Origin of the sequence: Chryseomicrobium excrementi (assembly GCF_002798305.1) — a bacterium.
Taxonomy (GTDB): Bacteria; Bacillota; Bacilli; order Bacillales_A; family Planococcaceae; genus Chryseomicrobium; species Chryseomicrobium excrementi.
The window spans coordinates 70,485-90,943 of record NZ_PCGR01000005.1; the positions used below are offsets into that span (position 1 = coordinate 70,485).

General features: G+C 41.7%; 20 protein-coding genes and 1 pseudogene. 8 read left to right on the forward strand and 13 right to left on the reverse strand.

All coding sequences use genetic code 11. The features are described from left to right. The first annotated feature begins 3 nt into the window (after positions 1–3). Positions 4–579: a GNAT family N-acetyltransferase gene (locus tag CQS04_RS12780; RefSeq protein ID WP_245858819.1), complete on the forward strand. Its 576-nt coding sequence runs from the start codon at positions 4–6 to the stop codon at positions 577–579. Positions 580–598: 19 nt separating this feature from the next. Here the strand turns inward: CQS04_RS12780 and CQS04_RS12785 are convergent, their stop codons facing one another. From CQS04_RS12785 to CQS04_RS12795, 4 genes are all read right to left on the reverse strand, one after another. After that, complete coding sequence (locus tag CQS04_RS12785) at positions 599–1,162, reverse strand: beta-class carbonic anhydrase (RefSeq protein WP_100354507.1); 564 nt, start codon at positions 1,160–1,162, stop codon at positions 599–601. A gap of 55 nt (positions 1,163–1,217) precedes the next feature. Then, positions 1,218–2,225, reverse strand: coding sequence for a rod-share determining protein MreBH (gene mreBH / locus CQS04_RS12790; protein ID WP_100354508.1), 1,008 nt, complete (start codon positions 2,223–2,225; stop codon positions 1,218–1,220). Positions 2,226–2,463: 238 nt separating this feature from the next. Then, positions 2,464–2,601 (reverse strand): hypothetical protein, encoded by a 138-nt coding sequence (locus CQS04_RS13860; protein WP_165767582.1) that lies wholly within the window; start codon positions 2,599–2,601, stop codon positions 2,464–2,466. A gap of 78 nt (positions 2,602–2,679) precedes the next feature. After that, positions 2,680–3,912 (reverse strand): aminopeptidase, encoded by a 1,233-nt coding sequence (locus CQS04_RS12795; RefSeq protein WP_100354509.1) that lies wholly within the window; start codon positions 3,910–3,912, stop codon positions 2,680–2,682. 170 nt (positions 3,913–4,082) lie between these two features. Between CQS04_RS12795 and CQS04_RS12800 the strand changes: the two genes are divergently transcribed. Together CQS04_RS12800 and CQS04_RS12805 are read left to right on the forward strand one after the other, a co-directional pair. Next, entirely contained in the window at positions 4,083–5,180 is a 1,098-nt protein-coding gene (locus tag CQS04_RS12800; protein ID WP_100354510.1) for a PfkB family carbohydrate kinase, read from the forward strand. After that, positions 5,177–6,088, forward strand: coding sequence for a pseudouridine-5'-phosphate glycosidase (locus CQS04_RS12805; RefSeq protein WP_100354511.1), 912 nt, complete (start codon positions 5,177–5,179; stop codon positions 6,086–6,088). Before CQS04_RS12800 ends, CQS04_RS12805 begins: the two co-directional genes overlap by 4 nt. A gap of 39 nt (positions 6,089–6,127) precedes the next feature. On the opposite strand, the gene CQS04_RS12810 is transcribed toward CQS04_RS12805, so the two are convergent. Then, complete coding sequence (locus CQS04_RS12810; RefSeq protein ID WP_100354512.1) at positions 6,128–6,349, reverse strand: DUF1128 domain-containing protein; 222 nt, start codon at positions 6,347–6,349, stop codon at positions 6,128–6,130. 65 nt (positions 6,350–6,414) lie between these two features. Beyond that, positions 6,415–7,767 carry an alanine/glycine:cation symporter family protein gene (locus CQS04_RS12815; protein ID WP_100354513.1) on the reverse strand — a complete coding sequence of 451 codons (1,353 nt, stop codon included), beginning with the start codon at positions 7,765–7,767 and terminating at the stop codon, positions 6,415–6,417. A 199-nt stretch (positions 7,768–7,966) separates the two neighbouring features. Here CQS04_RS12815 and CQS04_RS12820 point away from each other — a divergent pair, with 199 nt between their 5' ends. After that, the gene (locus CQS04_RS12820) at positions 7,967–8,422 is read left to right on the forward strand and encodes a YtxH domain-containing protein (protein ID WP_100354514.1); all 456 of its coding nucleotides are present in this window, start codon (positions 7,967–7,969) and stop codon (positions 8,420–8,422) included. 14 nt (positions 8,423–8,436) lie between these two features. Beyond that, entirely contained in the window at positions 8,437–9,414 is a 978-nt protein-coding gene (locus CQS04_RS12825) for a YihY/virulence factor BrkB family protein (RefSeq protein WP_100354515.1), read from the forward strand. 23 nt (positions 9,415–9,437) lie between these two features. On the opposite strand, the gene CQS04_RS12830 is transcribed toward CQS04_RS12825, so the two are convergent. The 3 genes from CQS04_RS12830 to CQS04_RS12840 form a co-directional block, all read right to left on the reverse strand. Next, complete coding sequence (locus CQS04_RS12830) at positions 9,438–11,318, reverse strand: heavy metal translocating P-type ATPase (RefSeq protein ID WP_100354542.1); 1,881 nt, start codon at positions 11,316–11,318, stop codon at positions 9,438–9,440. Positions 11,319–11,411: 93 nt separating this feature from the next. Beyond that, on the reverse strand, positions 11,412–12,941 hold the full coding sequence (locus CQS04_RS12835; RefSeq protein ID WP_100354516.1) for a fumarate hydratase: 1,530 nt from the start codon (positions 12,939–12,941) through the stop codon (positions 11,412–11,414). A 73-nt stretch (positions 12,942–13,014) separates the two neighbouring features. After that, positions 13,015–13,200 carry an SE1561 family protein gene (locus CQS04_RS12840; protein WP_094944759.1) on the reverse strand — a complete coding sequence of 62 codons (186 nt, stop codon included), beginning with the start codon at positions 13,198–13,200 and terminating at the stop codon, positions 13,015–13,017. A 368-nt stretch (positions 13,201–13,568) separates the two neighbouring features. Between CQS04_RS12840 and CQS04_RS12845 the strand changes: the two are divergent. After that, a pseudogene (locus tag CQS04_RS12845) lies at positions 13,569–14,729 on the forward strand (MFS transporter); the annotation flags it as partial. A gap of 345 nt (positions 14,730–15,074) precedes the next feature. On the opposite strand, the gene rlmD reads toward CQS04_RS12845, so the two are convergent. From rlmD to CQS04_RS12860, 3 genes are all read right to left on the reverse strand, one after another. Beyond that, complete coding sequence (rlmD, locus tag CQS04_RS12850; protein ID WP_100354518.1) at positions 15,075–16,448, reverse strand: 23S rRNA (uracil(1939)-C(5))-methyltransferase RlmD; 1,374 nt, start codon at positions 16,446–16,448, stop codon at positions 15,075–15,077. Positions 16,449–16,581: 133 nt separating this feature from the next. Next, a complete protein-coding gene (locus CQS04_RS12855) occupies positions 16,582–17,292 on the reverse strand; it encodes a polysaccharide deacetylase family protein (RefSeq protein WP_425430249.1) in 711 nt (236 codons plus the stop codon). Between the two features lie 45 nt (positions 17,293–17,337). Further along, a complete protein-coding gene (locus CQS04_RS12860; protein ID WP_100354520.1) occupies positions 17,338–18,237 on the reverse strand; it encodes a TIGR01777 family oxidoreductase in 900 nt (299 codons plus the stop codon). 79 nt (positions 18,238–18,316) lie between these two features. Here CQS04_RS12860 and recX point away from each other — a divergent pair, with 79 nt between their 5' ends. Beyond that, positions 18,317–19,123 (forward strand): recombination regulator RecX, encoded by an 807-nt coding sequence (recX, locus tag CQS04_RS12865; protein ID WP_174688407.1) that lies wholly within the window; start codon positions 18,317–18,319, stop codon positions 19,121–19,123. After that, complete coding sequence (locus CQS04_RS12870; RefSeq protein WP_100354522.1) at positions 19,116–19,433, forward strand: YfhH family protein; 318 nt, start codon at positions 19,116–19,118, stop codon at positions 19,431–19,433. The genes recX and CQS04_RS12870 overlap by 8 nt, the downstream gene beginning before the upstream one ends. A gap of 36 nt (positions 19,434–19,469) precedes the next feature. On the opposite strand, the gene CQS04_RS12875 is transcribed toward CQS04_RS12870, so the two are convergent. Then, entirely contained in the window at positions 19,470–20,450 is a 981-nt protein-coding gene (locus CQS04_RS12875; RefSeq protein WP_100354523.1) for a metal-dependent hydrolase, read from the reverse strand. Between the last annotated feature and the right edge of the window lie 9 nt (positions 20,451–20,459).

Genomic DNA, 20,459 nt, shown 5'->3' on the forward strand with positions numbered 1-20,459 from the left:
AACTTGATTCGATTAGAAGGCAAGCGGTGTATTTGCAAGACGTTTCAAATGGCAGATGCAGCCGCACTCGCACAAGTAGTGAAACACAACAAAGAGTTTTGGGGACGTTTTGAACCCATTCATCGGGAATCGTATTACACAACAGTTGTGCAGAGAGAAAAGATCCGGGAATCGATCAAGTTGTCGAAAGAACAAAGAGAATATAGTTTTGGAATCTATGACAAGAAAAATTTTCAACTTGTAGGAACAATTTCACTTTATAGTATCAAACGAATGCCTTTTTTAAGTGGTATGATTGGCTATGCGGTGGATCAACAGCAAGTAGGGAAGGGATTCGCACAAGAAGCGATTGCCCTTGTTGCAGAATTTGCTTTTACTCAACTTCAATTGAACCGACTAGAAGCCTACGTCTCGCCTTATAACGAACCCTCTATTTATGTGTTAGGGAAATCAGGGTTTTATGAAGAAGGGTATTTAAATCAATTATTGTATATCAATGGCCAGTGGATGGATCATCTGCTCTTTGCGCAGACCAAGTCTGACTACATGGCCCGCAAAACAAACAGAGACTCGTCATAATGACGAGTCTCTTCTTTATTTAGTCTTTTGTTCCGTCGTGGACAAGATCCAAGCGACCTGTTGCTGGGTCAATAATCAAGCCGTGTACTTTGATAGAAGGTAAAACAAGTGGGTGATTCTTAATCATGTTCACACTATGTAGCACACTATCCGCCACGTTATCAAATCCTTCTAACCATTCATGTACATCGACCCCTGCATGCGTTAACGTATCTACCGTCTTCGGATCCACACCGCGCTCAATCATCGATTGAATCATGGCGTTTGGATCAATAGCAGCCATACCACAATCATGATGGCCGATGACAAAGATTTCTTCTGCTTGTAACGCATACACTGCAACTAGCAGACTCCGCATGATTCCACCAAATGGATGGTTGATAATAGCCCCCGCACTCTTAACGATTTTTACATCCCCGTTTTGGATGTTCATTGATTTGGGAAGCAGCTCTACAAGACGCGTATCCATACAAGATAAAATGACCATTTTCTTATCCGGAAACTTTGTAGTAGCAAATGGTTCGTATTCTTTATTACGAACGAAGCTTTCATTATACGCTAAAATTTCATGTAAATTAGACATAAAAAACACTCCCTTCTAATAATAAGTTTACTAAAAGAAGAGAGTGTTTGGCGAATTATTTTGCTGCTTTAACTCGTTTAAATTTTGGCATAACTGTTTTTCCTGTTCCAATAACAACAGCGTGTAACGGTTCTGGAGCCAGATGCACAGGGACATCAATTACGGTGCTCAACCATTCGCTGATGTTTTTCAGTAACGCGCCGCCACCTGTTAAAACGACACCATGATCCACAATATCTCCAGACAATTCTGGTGGGCATACTTCGAGCGTCGCACGAATGGTTTCCAAAATCGTTTCTAAAGATTCACGGAGAACTTCTTGGATTTCTACAGAAGATAATGTAACGGATTTAGGAAGACCTGTCACAACGTCTCGTCCAGTAATCGTAATCTGTTCCGCTTCGTGTGGTACTAAGCCATGACCAATCTCGTGTTTGATCTCTTCTGCCGTAGGCTCTCCAATCAACACATTGTACTCTTTCCGGACATGCATAATGATGGCTTCGTTCATGCTATCACCAGCTGCTTTCGTCGTATTAGAAGCTACAACGCCACCAAATGAAATAATACCGACTTCAGTAGTCCCACCACCGATATCGACGATCATACTTGCAACAGGTTCATGAACCGGTAAGTCAGACCCGATTGCAGCTGCTACTGGCTCTTCAATTAAGTAAACTTCTTTGGCACCACTTTGACGCGCGGCATCTTCGATAGCACGACGTTCTACAGATGTAGCACCTGATGGAGTACAAATAGCCACAGAAGGCTTTCGTAGAGCGGTTCCTAGTTTTTTACTTGCTTGTTGCATAATGAGTTTCAATAATTCTGTTGTACGGTCAAAATCAGCGATGACGCCTTCTTTTAATGGACGGATGATTTCAATAGATTTTGGTGTTTTCCCGATCATTTTCTTCGCTTGGTGACCAAAAGCAATGATTTGACCTGTATTTTTGTCGATTGCAACAACTGTAGGTTCATTTAAAATAATTCCTTTAGTGTTTGAGTAAACTAATGTATTGGCAGTTCCTAAATCAATTCCAATTTGAATGTTTTGAAACATAGCGACATCCTCCTCTTTCTAAGACGTACTAAGTATATAAGAAGGAAATGGGGTTGACACTTGTTAATAATTGGTATATTACAAAAGTTGCTAAGAAATTCAGGAGAATAGTTGGAGATGAACGAAAGAATTTGAGGACAAGGAAGGGGAATTAAACAAAAATGAAAATGTAGTGTTACCAAACTGTAAACAAAAAGTAAGGTCGTGACAATAAAAAAAGAGCTGAAATTCAGCTCTTTTAGTAATGCTCTGGACGTGGATCAATTTTCTCAGCGTCATGAGAGTTCATCGCTGTATTGAAGTAATACATCATCACTGAACCAGCGATTCCCATGACAGTAAGAAAACCAAAAACCGTTGCTAAAAAGATACCCATGGTTTTTCACCTCTTCTGACATTCTACATGTAGTATACATGATTTTATCCAAAAAAGGTAGGTCGCAAATGTGAACAGTTAGAATGCCCAATTTCCTGCGCGGAAGATAGGTTCCCGTGTTCCATCTTCTAGAATTCCATCAATGGACATTTCAGCTGATCCAATCATGAAATCAACGTGAGTAATACTGTCATTTAAGCCGTGTTTGGCTAACTCTTCTTGGGACATCGTTTTACCACCCTCTAAGCAGAAAGCGTAGGCAGATCCGATTGCTAAGTGATTCGATGCATTTTCATCAAATAGTGTGTTGTAGAACAGAATATTCGAATTCGAAATAGGAGAGTCATGTGGCACAAGTGCTACTTCACCTAATCGGTGCGAGCCTTCATCCGTATCTACAAGCTTCGCTAAGACGTCTTCGCCTTGCTGTGCTTCTACTTTCGTGATGCGTCCATTTTCAAAAGTTAATTTGAAATTGTCGATGATGTTGCCACCATAACTTAATGGTTTCGTACTTGATACATAGCCGTTTACTCCATCTTTGTGTGGCACAGTGAAGACTTCTTCAGTTGGCATGTTGGCCATGAAGCTATCGCCTTTTTCATTCGTACTACTTGCGCCGGCCCACAGATGCCCTTTAGGCAACTCAATTGTTAAATCAGTCCCTGGAGCTGTGTAATGCAAGCTTGCGTATTTTTTGTCGTTTAAATAGTGTACTTTTTCATGCAATGCATGATCATGTTCTTCCCATGCTTTTACAGGATCTGCAAGGTCTGCGCGTACTGCTTTAAAAATAGCATCCCACAACAACTCGATTTGCTTTTCTTGTGGAGCATCTGGGAATACTTTTGAAGCCCACCCAGCTGAAGGAGCTGCGATAACTGTCCAGCTAATTTTATCAGATTGCACATACTGGCGGTATTTCGATAAGGCTTTCCCTGCTGTTTTTTGGAATGTGGCAATACGGCTAGAGTCGATACCTTGAAGCAAGTCTGGACTTTGAGAAACGATATTCATGAAAGCGGCACCTTTTTCAGCTAGCTGTTCACGCTCCATTACTTTCCACTCAGGGAAGAAGTCAAATGAATCTGCTGGAGCATGCTCATATCGAATGCGTGCTAATTGATCGTCAGAAATGTCGACAAAAACTTGTTTAGCTCCAGCTTCATACGCTTTTTTAGTAACAGCGCGAGTAAACTCAAGTGTGTCCGTAGACGCTGCCACATATAAATATTGACCTGGTTGAATATTTACCCCGATTTCTACCGCTAATTTAGCATAATTATCTAAGTTTTCTTGAAATGATGGCATACTAGTTCCTCCTTTAATCTTTACTTATTTAGAATAGCAGGAATTGTTAGAAGGTTGCAATCAGAATAATTTAATTTAATTAAACATTGTTAATTCATTTAAGAAACTACTTGCATCTATTTAAACAATAGTTTATATTATAAACATAAGTTTAAAAGGGTGGTGAACAAATGCTGACAGAGAAAGAGCATCAACTTCTCGAATTACTGAAACGCAATCCTTATTCAAGTCAACAAGAGCTAGCAGAACAGCTTCAATTATCAAGGCCATCCATTGCGAATTTAATATCTGGGTTAACGAAAGCTGGAATCATTAAAGGACGGGCCTATGTATTGGCAGAATCCAGACCGGTTATTGTCTTTGGAGGAATGAATATCGACCGCAAGATGGTTGTGAAGCAAGATTTAGTGTTTCAGACATCCAATCCAGTTACTAGTTATCAGACGGCAGGTGGCGTTGCCAGGAATATAGCTGAAAATCTTGGACGACTGGGACATGATGTCAAATTAATGAGCGCGGCCGGTTATGACTTAGAATATGAGTTTTTATTTGAGAAGACCCATGAATGGGTAGATTTAAACCATTGTCTTCGTAGTGACCAAGAGCGGACCGGTGCCTACACCGCGATTTTAGATCATGAAGGTGAAATGCAGCTTGCTCTAGCAGATATGGAGATTTATCGATTACTCGATGCTGAGTGGGTGATGAATCAAGAGAAGGTATTCCGATCAGCTGGTCTTGTCATTATTGATTTGAACATAGAGCAACTTGCAGTAGCAGCTATCTTACAGCAATGTAGTCGTTTTTCCGTTCCTGTAGCCATTGTACCGGTTTCTGCACCGAAGATGAAAAATCTTCCGGAAGGGAAAGTGCAAGCCGATTGGATCTTCTGTAATAAAGGAGAGGCAGAACTTGTAACTGGTATCTCGCTTACAACAGATGAAGATCGTATTGCGGCCCATCAGGCCTTACGTGATAAAGGATTTCTGCACACAGTCATTACAGAAGGAGAGAGAGGCTTCTCTTATTTAGAGCAAGGAAAATTGCACTGGATGGAAGCACTTAAGCCGAGTGAAGTGAAAGATGTAACAGGTGCGGGAGACTCGTTTGTCGCTGCTACGTTGCACACTTGGATAGAAACTCAAGACATTCATCTTGCACTTCAGGCTGGACGTATGAACGCCACTAAGACATTGGAATCATCTTATACAGTTAGACCCGAACTTTCTGCAACACAATTACAAAACGAACTGGAGGAATTACAATGAAACATTTACTAGATTATACAGCTGAGGTACAGCAAGCATTAGAACAGGGACTACCTGTTGTTGCATTAGAATCAACAATCATCTCACACGGAATGCCGTATCCGGAAAATGTTCAAATGGCCAAAGAAGTAGAGCAAGTAATTCGTGATAATGGAGCTGTTCCAGCTACTATTGCACTTATGGATGGACGTATCAAAATCGGGCTTACTGATGAGGACTTAGAGCTATTAGCAACAAGCAAAAACGTCCGTAAAACATCGCGCCGTGATTTAGCTTATGTACTATCTTCTAAAGAAATCGGAGCAACTACAGTTGCTACAACCATGATCTGTGCAGAGCTTGCAGGCATTGCGGTCTTCGTAACTGGCGGTATCGGAGGCGTTCACCGCGGAGCAGAAACGACAATGGATATCTCTGCTGACCTAGAAGAACTGTCTCAAACAAACGTAGCTGTAATTTGTGCGGGAGCAAAGTCTATCTTAGACATCGGTTTGACTCTTGAGTATTTAGAAACAAAAGGTGTGCCAGTAGTGGGTTATGGAACGGATGCATTCCCAGCGTTTTATTCTGCAACTAGCCCGTTTGCATCAAACTTCCGTCTAGATACTCCTCAAGAAGTTGCAGACATGCTACGAGTGAAATGGGAGATGGGATTACAAGGAGGAGCGGTCATTGCAAATCCTATTCCAGAGGAATCTTCTCTAGAAGAATCTGAAATTACAGCTATCATTGAAGATGCACTTCGACAAGCAGAAGAGCAAGGGGTAAAAGGAAAAGACGTCACGCCATTCCTTCTCGGAAAAGTTAAAGAATTAACTGATGGAAAATCTTTAGAAGCAAATATTGCTCTAGTAATGAACAATGCTCGAGTAGGCGCAGCAATTGCAAAAGCTTACGCAGCTAACTAATTCATAATAAAAACACGGCTCCGTGAGGAACCGTGTTTTTTAGTTGCGCAAATTACCAAGCTCTGATGCAATAGCTTGCATCTCACTAGGACTGAACGAATCTCGTTTTGAAACCATTTCATAGAGATAGCAGAGATCTTCATATGCAGAAGCTGTAAAATCTTCAGCTTTCATTGCATCGACATTGACCATCCGTAATTTATCTTTAATTGCATTGATCATGAACGTGACATTTTCTTTCGATGGTTGATTGAGGTCCATACTCGTACCGCCTTTCTCATTCATCCATCTATCATTTCATGCTCAATCCAGGTTGTCAATAGAGATTACCCTTGTGCTTTTTCAGCCTTTAATTTTTCACGAATCTGTTTCGTCTCATAGGCAATGACACCGGATAGTCCAAGTAATCCAATTAAGTTTGGAATTGCCATCATACCGTTTGCTACATCTGAGAATGTCCAGATCAAGTCAAGTGAGACTACCGACCCAACAAACACCATTGCGATGAACAGAACGCGGTAAACAATTAACAACGAAGGATTTTTGAATAGATATTGGAAACATTTTTCTCCGTAATAGGCCCACCCTAGAATAGTAGAGGATGCGAAGAACACAAGACCGATTGCAACGATGATGGGTCCGATATCTCCTAAGAAGAACCCGAAAGCATCTGAAGTCAAAGTACCTGCAGTATCAGATGACGCACCCGAATAAAGTCCAGACATGACGATGGTAATTCCTGTGATGGAACAGATGATGATCGTATCAAAGAATACTTGTGTCATGGAAATCAATCCCTGACGTCCAGGAAGGTCCGTTTTTGCTGCCGCAGCCGCGATTGGTGCAGAACCAAGACCTGCTTCATTCGAGAACACTCCACGTGCAACCCCGTAACGAATAGCAGCACCGATAGCTCCACCTGCTGCAGCTTCTGTTGAGAATGCCATTTCAAGGATTGTCATGACAGCACCAGGTACTTCTGTGATGTTCAGGATCATGACAAGTAATCCGCCAAATACGTAAAATACAGCCATGACCGGTACGAACACAGCAGTTACTTTACCAATCGACTTAATTCCACCGATGATAACTAATGCTGCGAAAATCATTAATACTAAACCAGTGACCCAGTTTGCAATTCCAAATGTATCGTTTACGACATTTGCTACAGAGTTAGATTGAGTTCCATTACCGATACCGAATGCTGCAAGCGCACCGAAGATGGCAAAAAGAACAGCCAACCATTTTTGTTTTAAACCGTGTTCTAAGTAATACATAGGCCCGCCAGCCATTTCTCCATTCGCGTCTTTCACACGATATTTTACAGCAAGTACAGCTTCACCATACTTTGTTGCCATTCCAAACAAAGCAGATAGCCACATCCAGAATACAGCTCCTGGACCACCTAGAACGATAGCAGTAGCTACTCCGACGATGTTACCTGTACCCACTGTTGCTGCTAAAGCAGTTGTAAGTGCCTGGAATTGGGAGATGTCTCCTTCTGCAGTTTTATCATGCTTTTTAGAAAACGTTTGTTTTAGAGCTGCCGGTAACATAAGAATTTGTACGAGTCCAAGACGAAAAGTTAAATAAATACCTGTACCAACAATTAAAATCAGTAGCGGTGGTCCCCAAACTACGTCAGAGATGGCACCTAATACTTTGTAAATCGCGTCCATATGTATCCCCCTTGTATGTTCTCTACTTAGACGAAATAAAACGATCCTCCTTATATAGTAATGTCTTGCATATCATTAATATTCATAAAATTCTGCACTTGAGTCAAGACAAATTTTTAAAATCCATCGTTTCAATGAAAATAGGGAAGGGTATAATAGACTATATTATGAACCAACTATATGATTTGGAGGCGTTAAAATGGGACAAAGTAAATTTTCAAAAGGTATTTTATATGGGGCATTAGCAGGTGCATTGATTAGTCTATTAGATCGTCAAACACGCGAAGTAATGAAGACTCGTGCCCGCTCAGCGAACGAACGTGCACGTTTTTATAATGAAAATCGTGAAATATTGAAGCACGATTTAGAGACAAAAATCAATCACTACAAAGCTCTTTACGAGAAATTATCTCAAGATGCACAGTATTTAAGCTCTCAAGTGAACGAAGTGAAACAAATTGCACCACAAGTGTCCTCACTTCTTTCAGAGACTAAAAATACTTTTTCGAGTTCTAAAGAGGAATATAAGGAAATCATTTCAGATAATTCTAATGAGACATTAGAACAACAAGAAACCTCTCATGATCCACATATGCAACAACAGACACCAGAATATGCTGAAAAGTACGGTGAAAACGAAAAAAAGAACGGCTAATCTATAAGGATGTGATGCAGGTGGAAGACACTATACGACAACCGAATAGAAAAGAATCATCTGCGCCTGTAGAAAAAACTAGCTGGATGGAGAAACTGAAGTTTTTACAATTTGGAAAGAACAAAAAGAAGAAAACACCAGATTCCTATGATCCTACGACTTGGAAAGGGTTCTTCCAAGACCTGCTCCAACATGTCAAAAATTCAGATGTGACAGCTCTAGGTGCCCAACTGGCTTTCTTCTTTTTACTTTCACTTTTTCCTTTACTAATTTTTATGGTGACATTATTGCCCTATTTAGATCTCCCTGAAGATCAAATTTTTCAATTTCTAAGAAATTATGCCCCAGCAGATGTGTATAGTTTGATAGAAGGCACCTTAACAGAGGTTTTGCAAAATAGGAATGGTGGGTTACTATCTATAGGTTTATTAGGAACGATATGGTCCGCTTCAAATGGTGTCAATGCTATTGTAAAATCCTTGAACAAATCTTACGGCTTAGAAGAGACTAGACCATTCTTTATAGTGAGGGCATTATCCGTAATTTTTACTATTTTGATAATTGGCCTATTTCTCATCGCACTTTTACTTCCAATATTTGGTGAGCAAATAGGAGTATTTTTGTTTTCTATATTTGGATTGGATGGAGTATTTCTAACTGTCTGGGAAAGTATTCGATTCACGATTCCACCTTTAATCATATTTGTTGTGTTAACGGCTCTTTATTGGATCGTTCCGAATGAAAAATTGTATTTGAAGAGTGTGATTCCTGGGGGAGTCTTTGCTACTCTTGGTTGGATTCTAGTATCTTTAGGCTTCTCATTCTACGTTAGCAATTTTGCAAATTACACAGCTACATATGGCAGTTTAGGTGCAATTATTGTGCTAATGATGTGGCTCTACTTCTCGGGAACACTCCTTATGATTGGTGGGCAAATCAATGCCGTCATGCAAGAAAGAAGAGAACGTCTGGAAGCACAAAAAACAGGTTGAGCAAGTTGCTCGACCTGTTTTTTTTAGGCTTTTTGTAGCATTCTCAAACCATTCAAAATCACCAAAATCGTTGAGCCCTCATGACCGATAACTCCTAGCGGTAGATTTACCACTTGTAAGAAGTTTGAAACAATCAACACAGCAATAACAGCTACAGAGAATAGTAAGTTCTGTTTTACGATACGCTGCATCTTTCGAGAAAGCCGAACGGCATAAGCGATCTTAGTGAGTTCATTTTTCATGAGAACCACATCGGCAGTTTCAAGTGCAACATCGGTCCCATCTCCCATAGCAAAGCCTGTTGTTGCAGTAGCTAAGGCAGGAGCGTCGTTAATTCCATCTCCAACCATTCCGACAAAAGGAAAGTCCTTTTTCAGTTCTTTAAGATGCTCTACTTTGGTTTCAGGAAGGCATTCTGCTACAAAACGATCAATACCAGCTTCTTTAGCGATCGTTTCCGCCGTCTTCGCATTATCACCTGTCAACATGATGGTTGTGATGCCTAATTGTTTTAGTGTAGCGATGGTTTGCTTTGCTTCCTCTCGAACTTGATCCTTTAAAGCAATAAGTGCTACGATGCCTTGTTCATCTCGAATATACGTGACAGTTTTTCCTTGAGAGGCAAGGGTAGGGGCAACGCCCTCATGAAAAGCGAACGCCTCGTCTCTACCTACAAAATCAGGTTTCCCGATTTTATAAGAATGACCTTCGGTTGTTCCGATCATTCCAAACCCTGTTACATCTTCCACTTGAACCTGCATATTTGGGACAATCCCTTGCTCTTTGGCATATTGAGTAATTGCTACAGCCAATGGATGATTCGATTTATCCTCGATAGAAGCTACGATGTGTAATGCATGATTACGGTCCAAGTCAGGGCGTACAATAAAGTCAGTCACAACAGGCTTTCCCTGGGTAAGCGTACCTGTCTTATCAAAAGCGATAGCTGTTAATTTTGTCAGACTCTCTAAGTGACTGCCACCTTTAAATAGAATGCCGTGACGGGCTCCATTTGAAATGGAAGCAAGGGTGGCAGGCATAATCGATGCGACCACCGCACATGGAGAGGCTACTACTAAGAAGACCATGGCACGGTAAAACGTAGTGGACCAGTCCCAGCCGAGAATGTAATGAGGTAGAAATAGTAGAATTGCAACAGTGACAAGGACTGTTTTAACGTATGTTCCTTCAAAACGTTCGATAAACTGTTGAGAAGGGGACTTTTCGTTTTGTGCTGCTTGTACTAGAGAGATGATTTTCTGGAACAATGAATCTGCATTTTCTTTGACCACTTTTACAATCAATGCGCCACTGCCATTAACTGTACCTGCAAAAATGGCATCATCTAGTCGTTTTAATACCGGAATTGGTTCACCAGATATAGCAGATTCATCAATAGAAGAAGAACCTTCCATTATGACAGCATCAGCTGGAATCTTTTCACCTGGTTTAATCCGCAAACGATCTCCGACTTTTAAAGAATCGACAGATACTAAATGCGCTTGATTGTGCTCATCCAATTTCCAGGCTTCATCAGGCTGCATATTGACGAGGGCTGCAATTTCTTTTTTACTTTTATTCATCGTATACGTTTCTAGAGCGCCACTGAGAGCAAAGATGAAGATCAATATTGCTCCTTCTGCCCAGTAGCCGATAATCGAGGAACCGATGGCTGCTAAAATCATCAAAAGCTCTACATTTAACTTTCTTTCGTGGATGGTCTTCTCAAGGCCTTCTTTTGCTTTGAAAAAGCCACCAATCACAAATGCAGAAAGGAATACAACCACAGAAGCCGTAGTAAACTCAGTTTTACTCAATGCCCACCCAATTAATATAAGTATTCCAGAAGTTAAAGCATTTATTAATTCTATATGAGGAAGTATTCGGTTCCACACAGTCAACAGCACTCCTTTACAATAATTATTACTTTATAATAATTATAAATAAGGAAAAATGCAACAAAAGGGATTTTCAATATGAAAATCCCAAGTTGTTACTTAAAATACACGTTCTTTATGAAGGGCTAGCTTTTCTAATGAGGATTTGTCCACATCAGCATGCAAGCTGTTTCCATGAGAATCCATAGTGACGACTGCTGTGAAATCTTCCACTCGCAAGTGCCACATAGCTTCTGGGATTCCAAATTCCATAAGATCTACACCGTCAACACCTTTAATGCAGTCTGCATAGTATTGCGCAGCGCCACCGATAGCATTCAGATAAACTCCGCCATGTTCTTCTAATGCGGCAAGTGTTTTAGGACCCATTCCGCCTTTACCTATGACGGCACGAATCCCGAACTTTTTCATGATATCTCCTTGGTAAGGCTCTTCACGAATAGACGTAGTAGGACCAGCAGCACGAACGTGCCAATTGCCTTCAGCGTCTTTTTGCATTACTGGACCACAGTGGTAAATGATCTGTCCGTCTAAATCAACAGGAGCATCATGACTCATCAAGTGGTGGTGGATTGCATCGCGCCCTGTGTACATACGACCAGAGATGGAGACGACATCTCCAACTTTTAAAGAACGAATTTTTTCTTCTGTGATTGGAGCCTCAAGTCGAACGACTTCTTTCACTTCTTCCTCAATGGTATCTTGTTGTTTGAATTCAATCTTTTCGCCTTCTTGGTAATGCCAATTATGGATCTCACCTGTTTCAGGAGAAATGTCAATTGCCATACGACGGTATGCCCAACAGTTATAAGCTACAGATACGTAGAAACTTGCTGGGATTCGGTGCATGACACCAATCTTACAGCCTAACAGTGTTGCTTCGCCTCCAAAGCCCATTGTTCCTATGCCCAGTGTGTTCGCTTTTTCAACAATATAAGCTTCAAGTTCAGCTAATTGTGCATCTGGATTCACATCGTCAACAGAACGGAATAGTTGCTCTTTCGCTAAATCGTACCCAGAAGAACGGTCTCCACCAATCCCTACTCCGATAAAACCAGCTGAGCAGCCTTGCCCTTGTGCCTGGTAGACCGAGTGAAGGATACATTTACGAATCCCGTCAAGATCACGACCGGCGCGACCAAGACCTTCAAGTTCAGTAGGAAGACTGTATTGGATGTTTTTGTTTTCACAGCCGCCCCCTTTAAGGATCAGCTTCATCTCAATATAATCGTTTTCCCATTGCTCGAACTTCATCACAGGAACACCAGCACCTAAGTTATCCCCGCTGTTTTCACCAGTAAGGGAATCCACGGAGTTTGGACGAAGCTTCGCGTCAGCAGTAGCAGCTGCGATAGCGCGTTTAATGGCTTCTTTTATTTCTAATTGATTGACGCCGATAGGAGTCTTGATTTTAAAAGTAGGTAGACCTGTATCTTGGCAAATAGGGGACACGTTATCATCTGCCATTTGAATGTTGTTTGCGATTGTATCCAAACTCATTGCCGCACGTGTACCCGCATTTTCAGCTTGCTTTGCTTTTGCGATGGCACGTCGTACGTCTTTTGGTAGATTGGTGCTTGTTTCTGTAATCAAGTTGTATATACTTTTTTCTAAGTTCTCTATGTACATGTAAATTCTCCCTTAGTCATTTTTATACTTACTAGTATACTCCTCTGAAACCATGAAAAAAAGAGTAGCTGAGCTACTCTTTCGTTTTTTTGAATTGATCTAACTTTAATTCTAAGTCATCCATCATGTGAATTAAGCGGTCGATATCTTCCACTTTCGTCGATTCGGGCTCAATTGAGTCAAGGACTTGTAAGAACATATTCAAGCGTTCTTTTAAGTAAACTACCTGTTGTTCTTGATTGGTTACTTGATTTCCCATATGAGACACCTCCTTCAGCACTTATACTATACCCGAATCACTGTCAAAAAGATAGGAACATAGAAGTGTTTTAATAATTTATTTATTTTGAATATTTACAAAACTTAGAGTTTGTGATAAAGTTACTTTAATCTCTACTAGGAAGGAGGCCGTAGTGAACCTGTCGAAAACCAACAACGTAAGGAGGCGGTTCAGACATTTCACCGGCTTGATAGTAGCCGTTAAATGCAGTTATGAAACAAAATAGGGTAGTAAAAGACGTATAAGAGACCTTAGCAGTGATGCAGACTGCTGGGGTCTTTTTCTGTATACGGAGACTGGGGATTTTGCTAGACTAGGGGGAGTGATTCAACAAGAAAGAGGCGGCAGCAGTGGCAATTTCAACGAAACAACGATTTTATATTTTAGTAGTAATAGTAGCTATTTCAGGATTTTCACAAGGAATGTTGTTACCGTTGATTTCCATTATTTTTGAACAGGATGGAATCAATGCAACATTAAATGGCTTAAGTGCAACAGGTCTTTATATAGGGACGTTGCTGATTTCTCCGTTTATGGAGGCACCGCTAAGAAAATGGGGATACAAGCCCATCATATTGGCAGGTGGAATTTTAGTGATTGTCTCGCTTGCTTTATTCCCTCTATGGAAAAGTGTCCTTTTTTGGTTCATTCTCCGTCTATTTATCGGAATCGGAGACCATGCTCTCCATTTTGCAACACAAACGTGGATAACGAGTACATCAGATCCAAGTCGTCTTGGAAAGAACATTGCTCTGTACGGTTTGTCGTTCGGTCTTGGGTTTGCTATCGGACCTTTATTAGTTCCTCTTGTCTCAATTCATGAAGGGTTGCCTTTTGTTGTTTCATCAGCGCTGTGCTTCTTGGCATGGATCTTTGTATTTTTGTTGAAAAATGATTTCCCGGAAACTTATACGACTCGAACTCTTTCTTCTGCAGGTCGTTTCAAAGCTTCCTTTACTCTAGCTTGGGTGGCGTTCCTTCCGCCACTGACCTACGGGTTTTTAGAATCGAGTCTTCATGCTATTTTTCCGGTTTATAGTTTGCGACAGGGAATTGAAGTGGGGAATGTATCTGTGATATTAGCAGCATTCTCTATAGGTGGCGTCGTATCTCAATTGCCACTTGGCATCTTGAGTGACAAGTTTGGACGCAGACCGATGTTGATAGTGCTTTTGACAGGCGGAGCATTGTCCTTCTTCATAGGAGGTATTTTTGAGTCCTCGGTTGCAGCTATTATTGCCGCTTTCTTTATTGCGGGTATCTTTGTGGGATCGATGTTCTCATTAGGGATCGCCTATATGACGGATTTGACTCCAAAGGCTCTTTTGCCAACAGGGAATTTGTTGTGTGGGATCGCATTTAGTGTGGGCTCGTTAACGGGGCCATTTGCGGGAGGGCTGTTTTTACAGTTTACTTCGTCGATTAGTTACTTGTGGCTAGTTGCCGGTCTTTTGACTGTCATTATGGTGACCATTGCACTCCGAAAACCAGCAGCTCTAAACGAATAAAAAGGCTGGTGTGTAACTCATTTAGTTACACAAGTGAAGTTGAAGACAACAAAATGAAAAGTGTATAGGGGTGACTCCAGCGGGATTACATGCGGAAGCTGAGACCTTTTCTAAGATGTGAAGAACGCCACTCTAGAAATTTCATCAAAACCAGGCGCCCCAATTGAGGCGCTCTTTGCCTCGGTTGGGGTGAATGGTTTTGATGGGGATTTCTGGCGTTCGCAACTCGATTTTGGCTCAGCCCGTGCCCGCGGAACGCTTCCCCTACTCACAATAGAACATACAAAAGGGAGTTTCTCAACAATAACGAGAAACTCCCTTTGTTGGGTTTTGTGCCAGCCGTTTTTAGCTCTTCAGTTCAAGCTCTACGACACACTCAATCTGAGAAGTTTGAGGGAACATATCTACCGGTTGGATAGAACGCACTTCGTATTTCTTCGTTAAGCGTGCCAAATCCTTCGCTAGTGTTGATGGGTTACAAGAAGTATAAACAAACCGTTTCGGTTTTGTACGAAGTACTACATCCATTAGTTCACTATCTAATCCTGTGCGCGGTGGATCTGCCGTCAAAACATCGACAGTGAAACCATCTTTTTGCCACTTTGTCACCCATTCTTCTGGAGTCCCAACGACAAACTGAGTATTTTTTCGCTGATTGCGAGAAGCATTCTTCTTTGCATCCAAAATTGCTTCTGGCACGATGTCCATGCCACGAACTTCTTTTGCATCTCCAGCGAGCCACAGTCCAATTGTTCCGACGCCGCAATAAGCATCAACGACATTTTCAGTGCCTGTTAAGTGGGCCGCTTTTTTAATCTCGTTATAGAGATGTACAGTTTGAACAGGGTTCAACTGGAAGAACGCACGTGCTGAGAGGTCAAATACGAGACCATCTAACTTCTCAATCATGGTCTCTTTACCCCAAAGATTAAATGTCGTTTCACCGAAGATCAGACTAGAACGATCTGCATTGATGTTTTGGCTGATTGATACGATGTCTGAACTCATCTGGACGATAGCTTGAGTCAGTTCTTCTTTGTGAGGGAACTTTTTCTTTGTTGTAATCAGTGTCACTTGAAGTTGTCCGGTTTCAATTCCTTTTCTCACGACGATAGAGCGCATGATGCCTTGAGGGTCTTTCTCGTCATATACAGGAATGCCTTTTTCTTCTATGAACGCTTTGATTTGGTTCGTGATTGCCGTCGTATCTGGGTGCTGTACGAGACATTTGTCGATATCGACAAGGAAATTCGATCCTGCAGCAAATAGACCTGCAAGTACTTTGTTGCCTTTTTTGCGCACTTGGAACTGGCTCTTGTTGCGGTAATGCCAAGGGTCGTCCATACCGATGGTTGGCTTCACTAGCTCTGCTGCAACATTTGGTGAATAGCGTTCGAGTGCCTGTAAGACGATATCTCTCTTTTCGACCAACTGGCGCGGGTATGTCATATGCTGCAACTGACAACCTCCACATGTCTCATAGACAGGGCAAGGTGGTGTGACTCGATCTTCAGAAGCTTCTCGGATCTGTTTGATCTTAGCTGTTGCAAACTTTCGTTGTACATCTGTTACGTGTGCTGTAATGACTTCGCCTGGAAGCGCTCCTGGAACAAAGACCACATGTTTCTTAAAAAACCCAACGCCTTCACCATTTATTCCAAGTCGTTTGATGGTAAGTGGAAATTCTTGTCCTTCTTTAATAGTTACTGTTTCGCTCATACGATTCACGTCCTTCTTAGTATGTCCTCATTATACAGGACAGCGGAAGTCAATGAAAAGGGATGGGTGTATTCACCGATTGTTTGCGCAATTCTTCTATTTCCCCAAAGTGGTATCCTTGCTTTTTTGCTTCTTAAATAAATAGCGGCAACGCCTCTGCATTATCTTGGGTCACGGTATGCAACAAGATGATCGCTCCAGGATGCAACTGATCTAGAAGTTCCTTTACTACGATCTCGGTTCCTCTGCGTTTATCTGCATGCCAGTCGACGATTGCCATCGACCAAAAGATATGTTGATAACCGAGTTTATTGGCAATACGGAGCGTATTCTCAGAATATACTCCTTCAGGTGGCCGCACGATGGAAGTTCTAGGAATACCGGTCAGCTCATACAAGGCATCATCAAACTGAAGGAGCTCTTTTGCGAGTTGCTCTTCAGATAGCTTTGGCATCGTCGGATGCGAATACGTATGATTTCCAATTGTGTGACCTTCTGCTACCATTCGTTTGACATAGTCTGGAGCACTGGAAAGATAATGCCCGGTTAAGAAAAAGGTACCTTGAATGTCGTGTTGTTTTAATGTGTCTAATATCTCTTTTGTATGTCCGTTTTCATAGCCATTATCAAAGGTTAAATAGAGCGTCTTGTCTCCGCTTTTGTCTCGATACAAGGCACCATACTGATCAAAAAGCTTTTCTGCCTGCTGCCCGATTTCAGGTAGTTGTCCATTATGGGCTCGCTTCAAGCCAAAAGAAGTAGAGGCATCGGTTGGCATGAGATGAAATGTAAAAAGAATGATGGTTACTAAGACCAATGAGCCGATAACATGTACGCTACGCAAAAAACACACACCCTTTTTCAGAGAGTGTGTGTGCAAAACGCTAGTTTATCCATAAATGTTTTTTAATGCTTCTTGAGCAGTAGGGAATTCGAAGTGAAATCCATGCTGAAGGAGCACTTCAGGAATCACTTGCTGTCCTTCTAAGACCAGTTGGCTTTTTTCACCCAGCGCCGCTTTTAAAGCGACACCGGGGACTGGGACGAGGTGAGGGCGATGCAATACGCTCCCTAACACTCGGCCGAAGTCATCATTACGAAGAGGACGCGGTGCCGTAACATTGAAAGGACCTGTCAGTTCGTCAGTAGTCAACGCGAAGTACAAAGCGTTTGCGACGTCTTTGACATGCACCCAAGAGAGCCATTGTTTACCGGACCCAACTTTGCCACCAACAAACAGTTTATAAGGGAGTGCCATGAGCGGAAGTGCTCCTTCATCTTTCCCTAAAATAACACCAAAGCGTCCATAAGCTACTCGCACGCCATACTGTTCGGCGGACTTCGCTTTTGCTTCCCAATCTTCTACAGTTTTAGCTAAAAAGTCATCGGCCCGTTCAGAAGATTGCTCCGTGTAGGTTTTATGTTTTGATGTTGGATAAATACCAACCGCAGAAGCATTCACTAAAACTCGAGGTTTCACTTCTAGCGTGCTGATGATTCGAAGTACTTCATCTGTAGCTTGCATACGGCTCTCGTAAATTTTCTTTTTTTGTTCATCTGTCCAGCGGCCCTCATTAATTGAAGTTCCGGCTAAATTGACGATCCCATCAATTCCCTCTAATTGATTCTCTGGTGCTGCTCCACTAGTCAACCATTTCACATACGTAACTGCTGAATCGCTTTTTTTATCTGAACGCGTCAGTATGTAAACCTGATGTCCTTGTGAAAGCAAGAGGTTTGTTAATTCTTTTCCCACAAATCCAGTTCCTCCAGTGATAGCAATCTTCATGAAATGACCTCCTTTTTTTAGTATGATACTATAGAAGGTACCCGAAAATCTCATAACTGAACCAAAGGAGCTGATCTTTGTGCCTGTCATTACAAAAATAACGAGACAGAAGAAAAATCAAGATCGCTACAATATCTACTTAGATGAAGCCTATGCGTTCAGTGTAGATGAAAGTGTATTGATCCAGCATCAACTGACGAAAGGTAAAGTACTCGTCGACTATGAAATGGATGATATGATTTACGAGGACGAGGTTCGCAAAGCATTCAGTGCGGCACTAAACTATTTGAGCTACCGGATGCGAAGCGAGCAAGAAGTGAAGAAAAAGCTTTTAGATGTAGGCTATGGAGAAGCAGTGGCGTTAGAGGCTATCAAAAAACTTCATGACTACAATTATATAAATGACGAAGCATTCTCAAAGGCCTTACTTTCTACAGAGAAAAATTCATCAAAGAAAGGACCAAACGCGATTCGTCAGTCTCTAAAGCAAAAAGGCATTGATGAAGAGACAAGGCAGCAGACGCTCGAAGGCTACACAGAGCAAGATCAACTTGAAGTCGCAACGGCACTTGCTGAGAAAGTTCTCCGAGGTTCAGCCCGTCTAACTCCATCTCAGCAAAAAAAGAAGATTCAAGACTTACTAGCACGAAAAGGGTTTCCATTCCAAATCGGAAAAACAGTCATACAAAGACTGGAAGACGAGTTTGAAACGGATGGATGGGACGACAAGTTAGCCGACCAAGGAGAGAAGGCGTGGAGAAAAGCATCTAGCAAATACTCCGGAAGAGAAAGACGGCAAAAAGTGAAACAACAGCTCTACGGCAAAGGGTTTCCGTTAGATATCATTGATGCATTCATAGAGCAGAAGGAGCAAGAAGATGGATAAGAAATATAGTCAGATGACAGCCGAAGAACTTCGTCAAGAAGTGGCCATCTTGAAAGAAAAAGCAAGAAAAGCGGAACAACTTGGAATCGTAAATGAGTATGCGGTCTATGAACGAAAAGCCACAATGGCACAGTCGTATTTACTGGACCCGGCAACTATTGTTCCAGGAGAACTTTACAGCATTGAAGGCGACCCTGGAGTTTACTTCAAAGTAGATTATTTAAAAGGTCGTTTTGCATGGGGGCACAGATTAGGAGGAGAGCGCTATGAAGAAGCTTTACCGATAGCACTCCTGAAGGCAATTAAATAACCTCTAGCTACGGCTAGAGGTTATTTTCATGACCAGTTAATCTAAATTAAAATCTAGTTTTTTATGAAGTTTGTCTTCACTAAAAATCCATCCCGTGTACGAATTGACGATTTCAAGGTCATCATCAAGGTGAGCTACGGCCACAAAAGGATAGTAATCATTACTGCGGTAACGAAGGTCGATGAACCGGACTTCATGAATTCCATCATGACGTGTAATTTCCCAGCGATAGAGCGGAGAAAACGATAAGAAGGCATCGATATTTTTATCTTTTAAAGCGGCTCTTACAACTGGATCTTCTGGAAGTGGTTGGCGTTCAAACTTATCATAGATGGTGATATTTCGGCCATATGCACGACCAACGTAGTAATGATTTCCATCAATTGCTGCGATGCGCCATTGGTAAAAACGCATAGTCGGTGCAATGATAATCCGTTCCGCTTTTGGGATTTTTAGTTTGACCGCGTGACGAACCGCATGCTGGACTTGGAAACGAACGATGTAATACACCACAATAATTCCATACATGATTAAAAATGTTGGAACAGGGTCAGTTCCCAATGCCCATAGTAGTAGTCCAATCACATGGATACCAAAGATGATTGGATCGAATGTGTTGATTACACCGAGTGCAACCCACTGATTTGAAATCGGGCGTAACGCTTGTGTCCCGTAAGAATTAAAGATATCTACAAAGACGTGTAAGAATACCGCTAAAAAAGTCCACAACCAGACATGTAGTATGTCTGCTGAGGGAAAAATGAAACTTAGTCCTAGTGTGATCAATAAAGGCCATGTGACTACAGCTGGAATAGAATGAGTAGCACCTCTGTGGTGTCGAATATAAACGGCGTTGTTTCGAAGTTTTAAAACTGTATCAATATCGGGTGCTTGCGACCCAATAATTGTTCCAGCCAACACAGCTGTAAACGTTATAGAGTGGTTTGCGACGACCGGATCAATTGTTGCCAATCCTCCGAGGGCTATTCCCATCACGATGTGTGTACCAGTGTCCATGCAAACGTC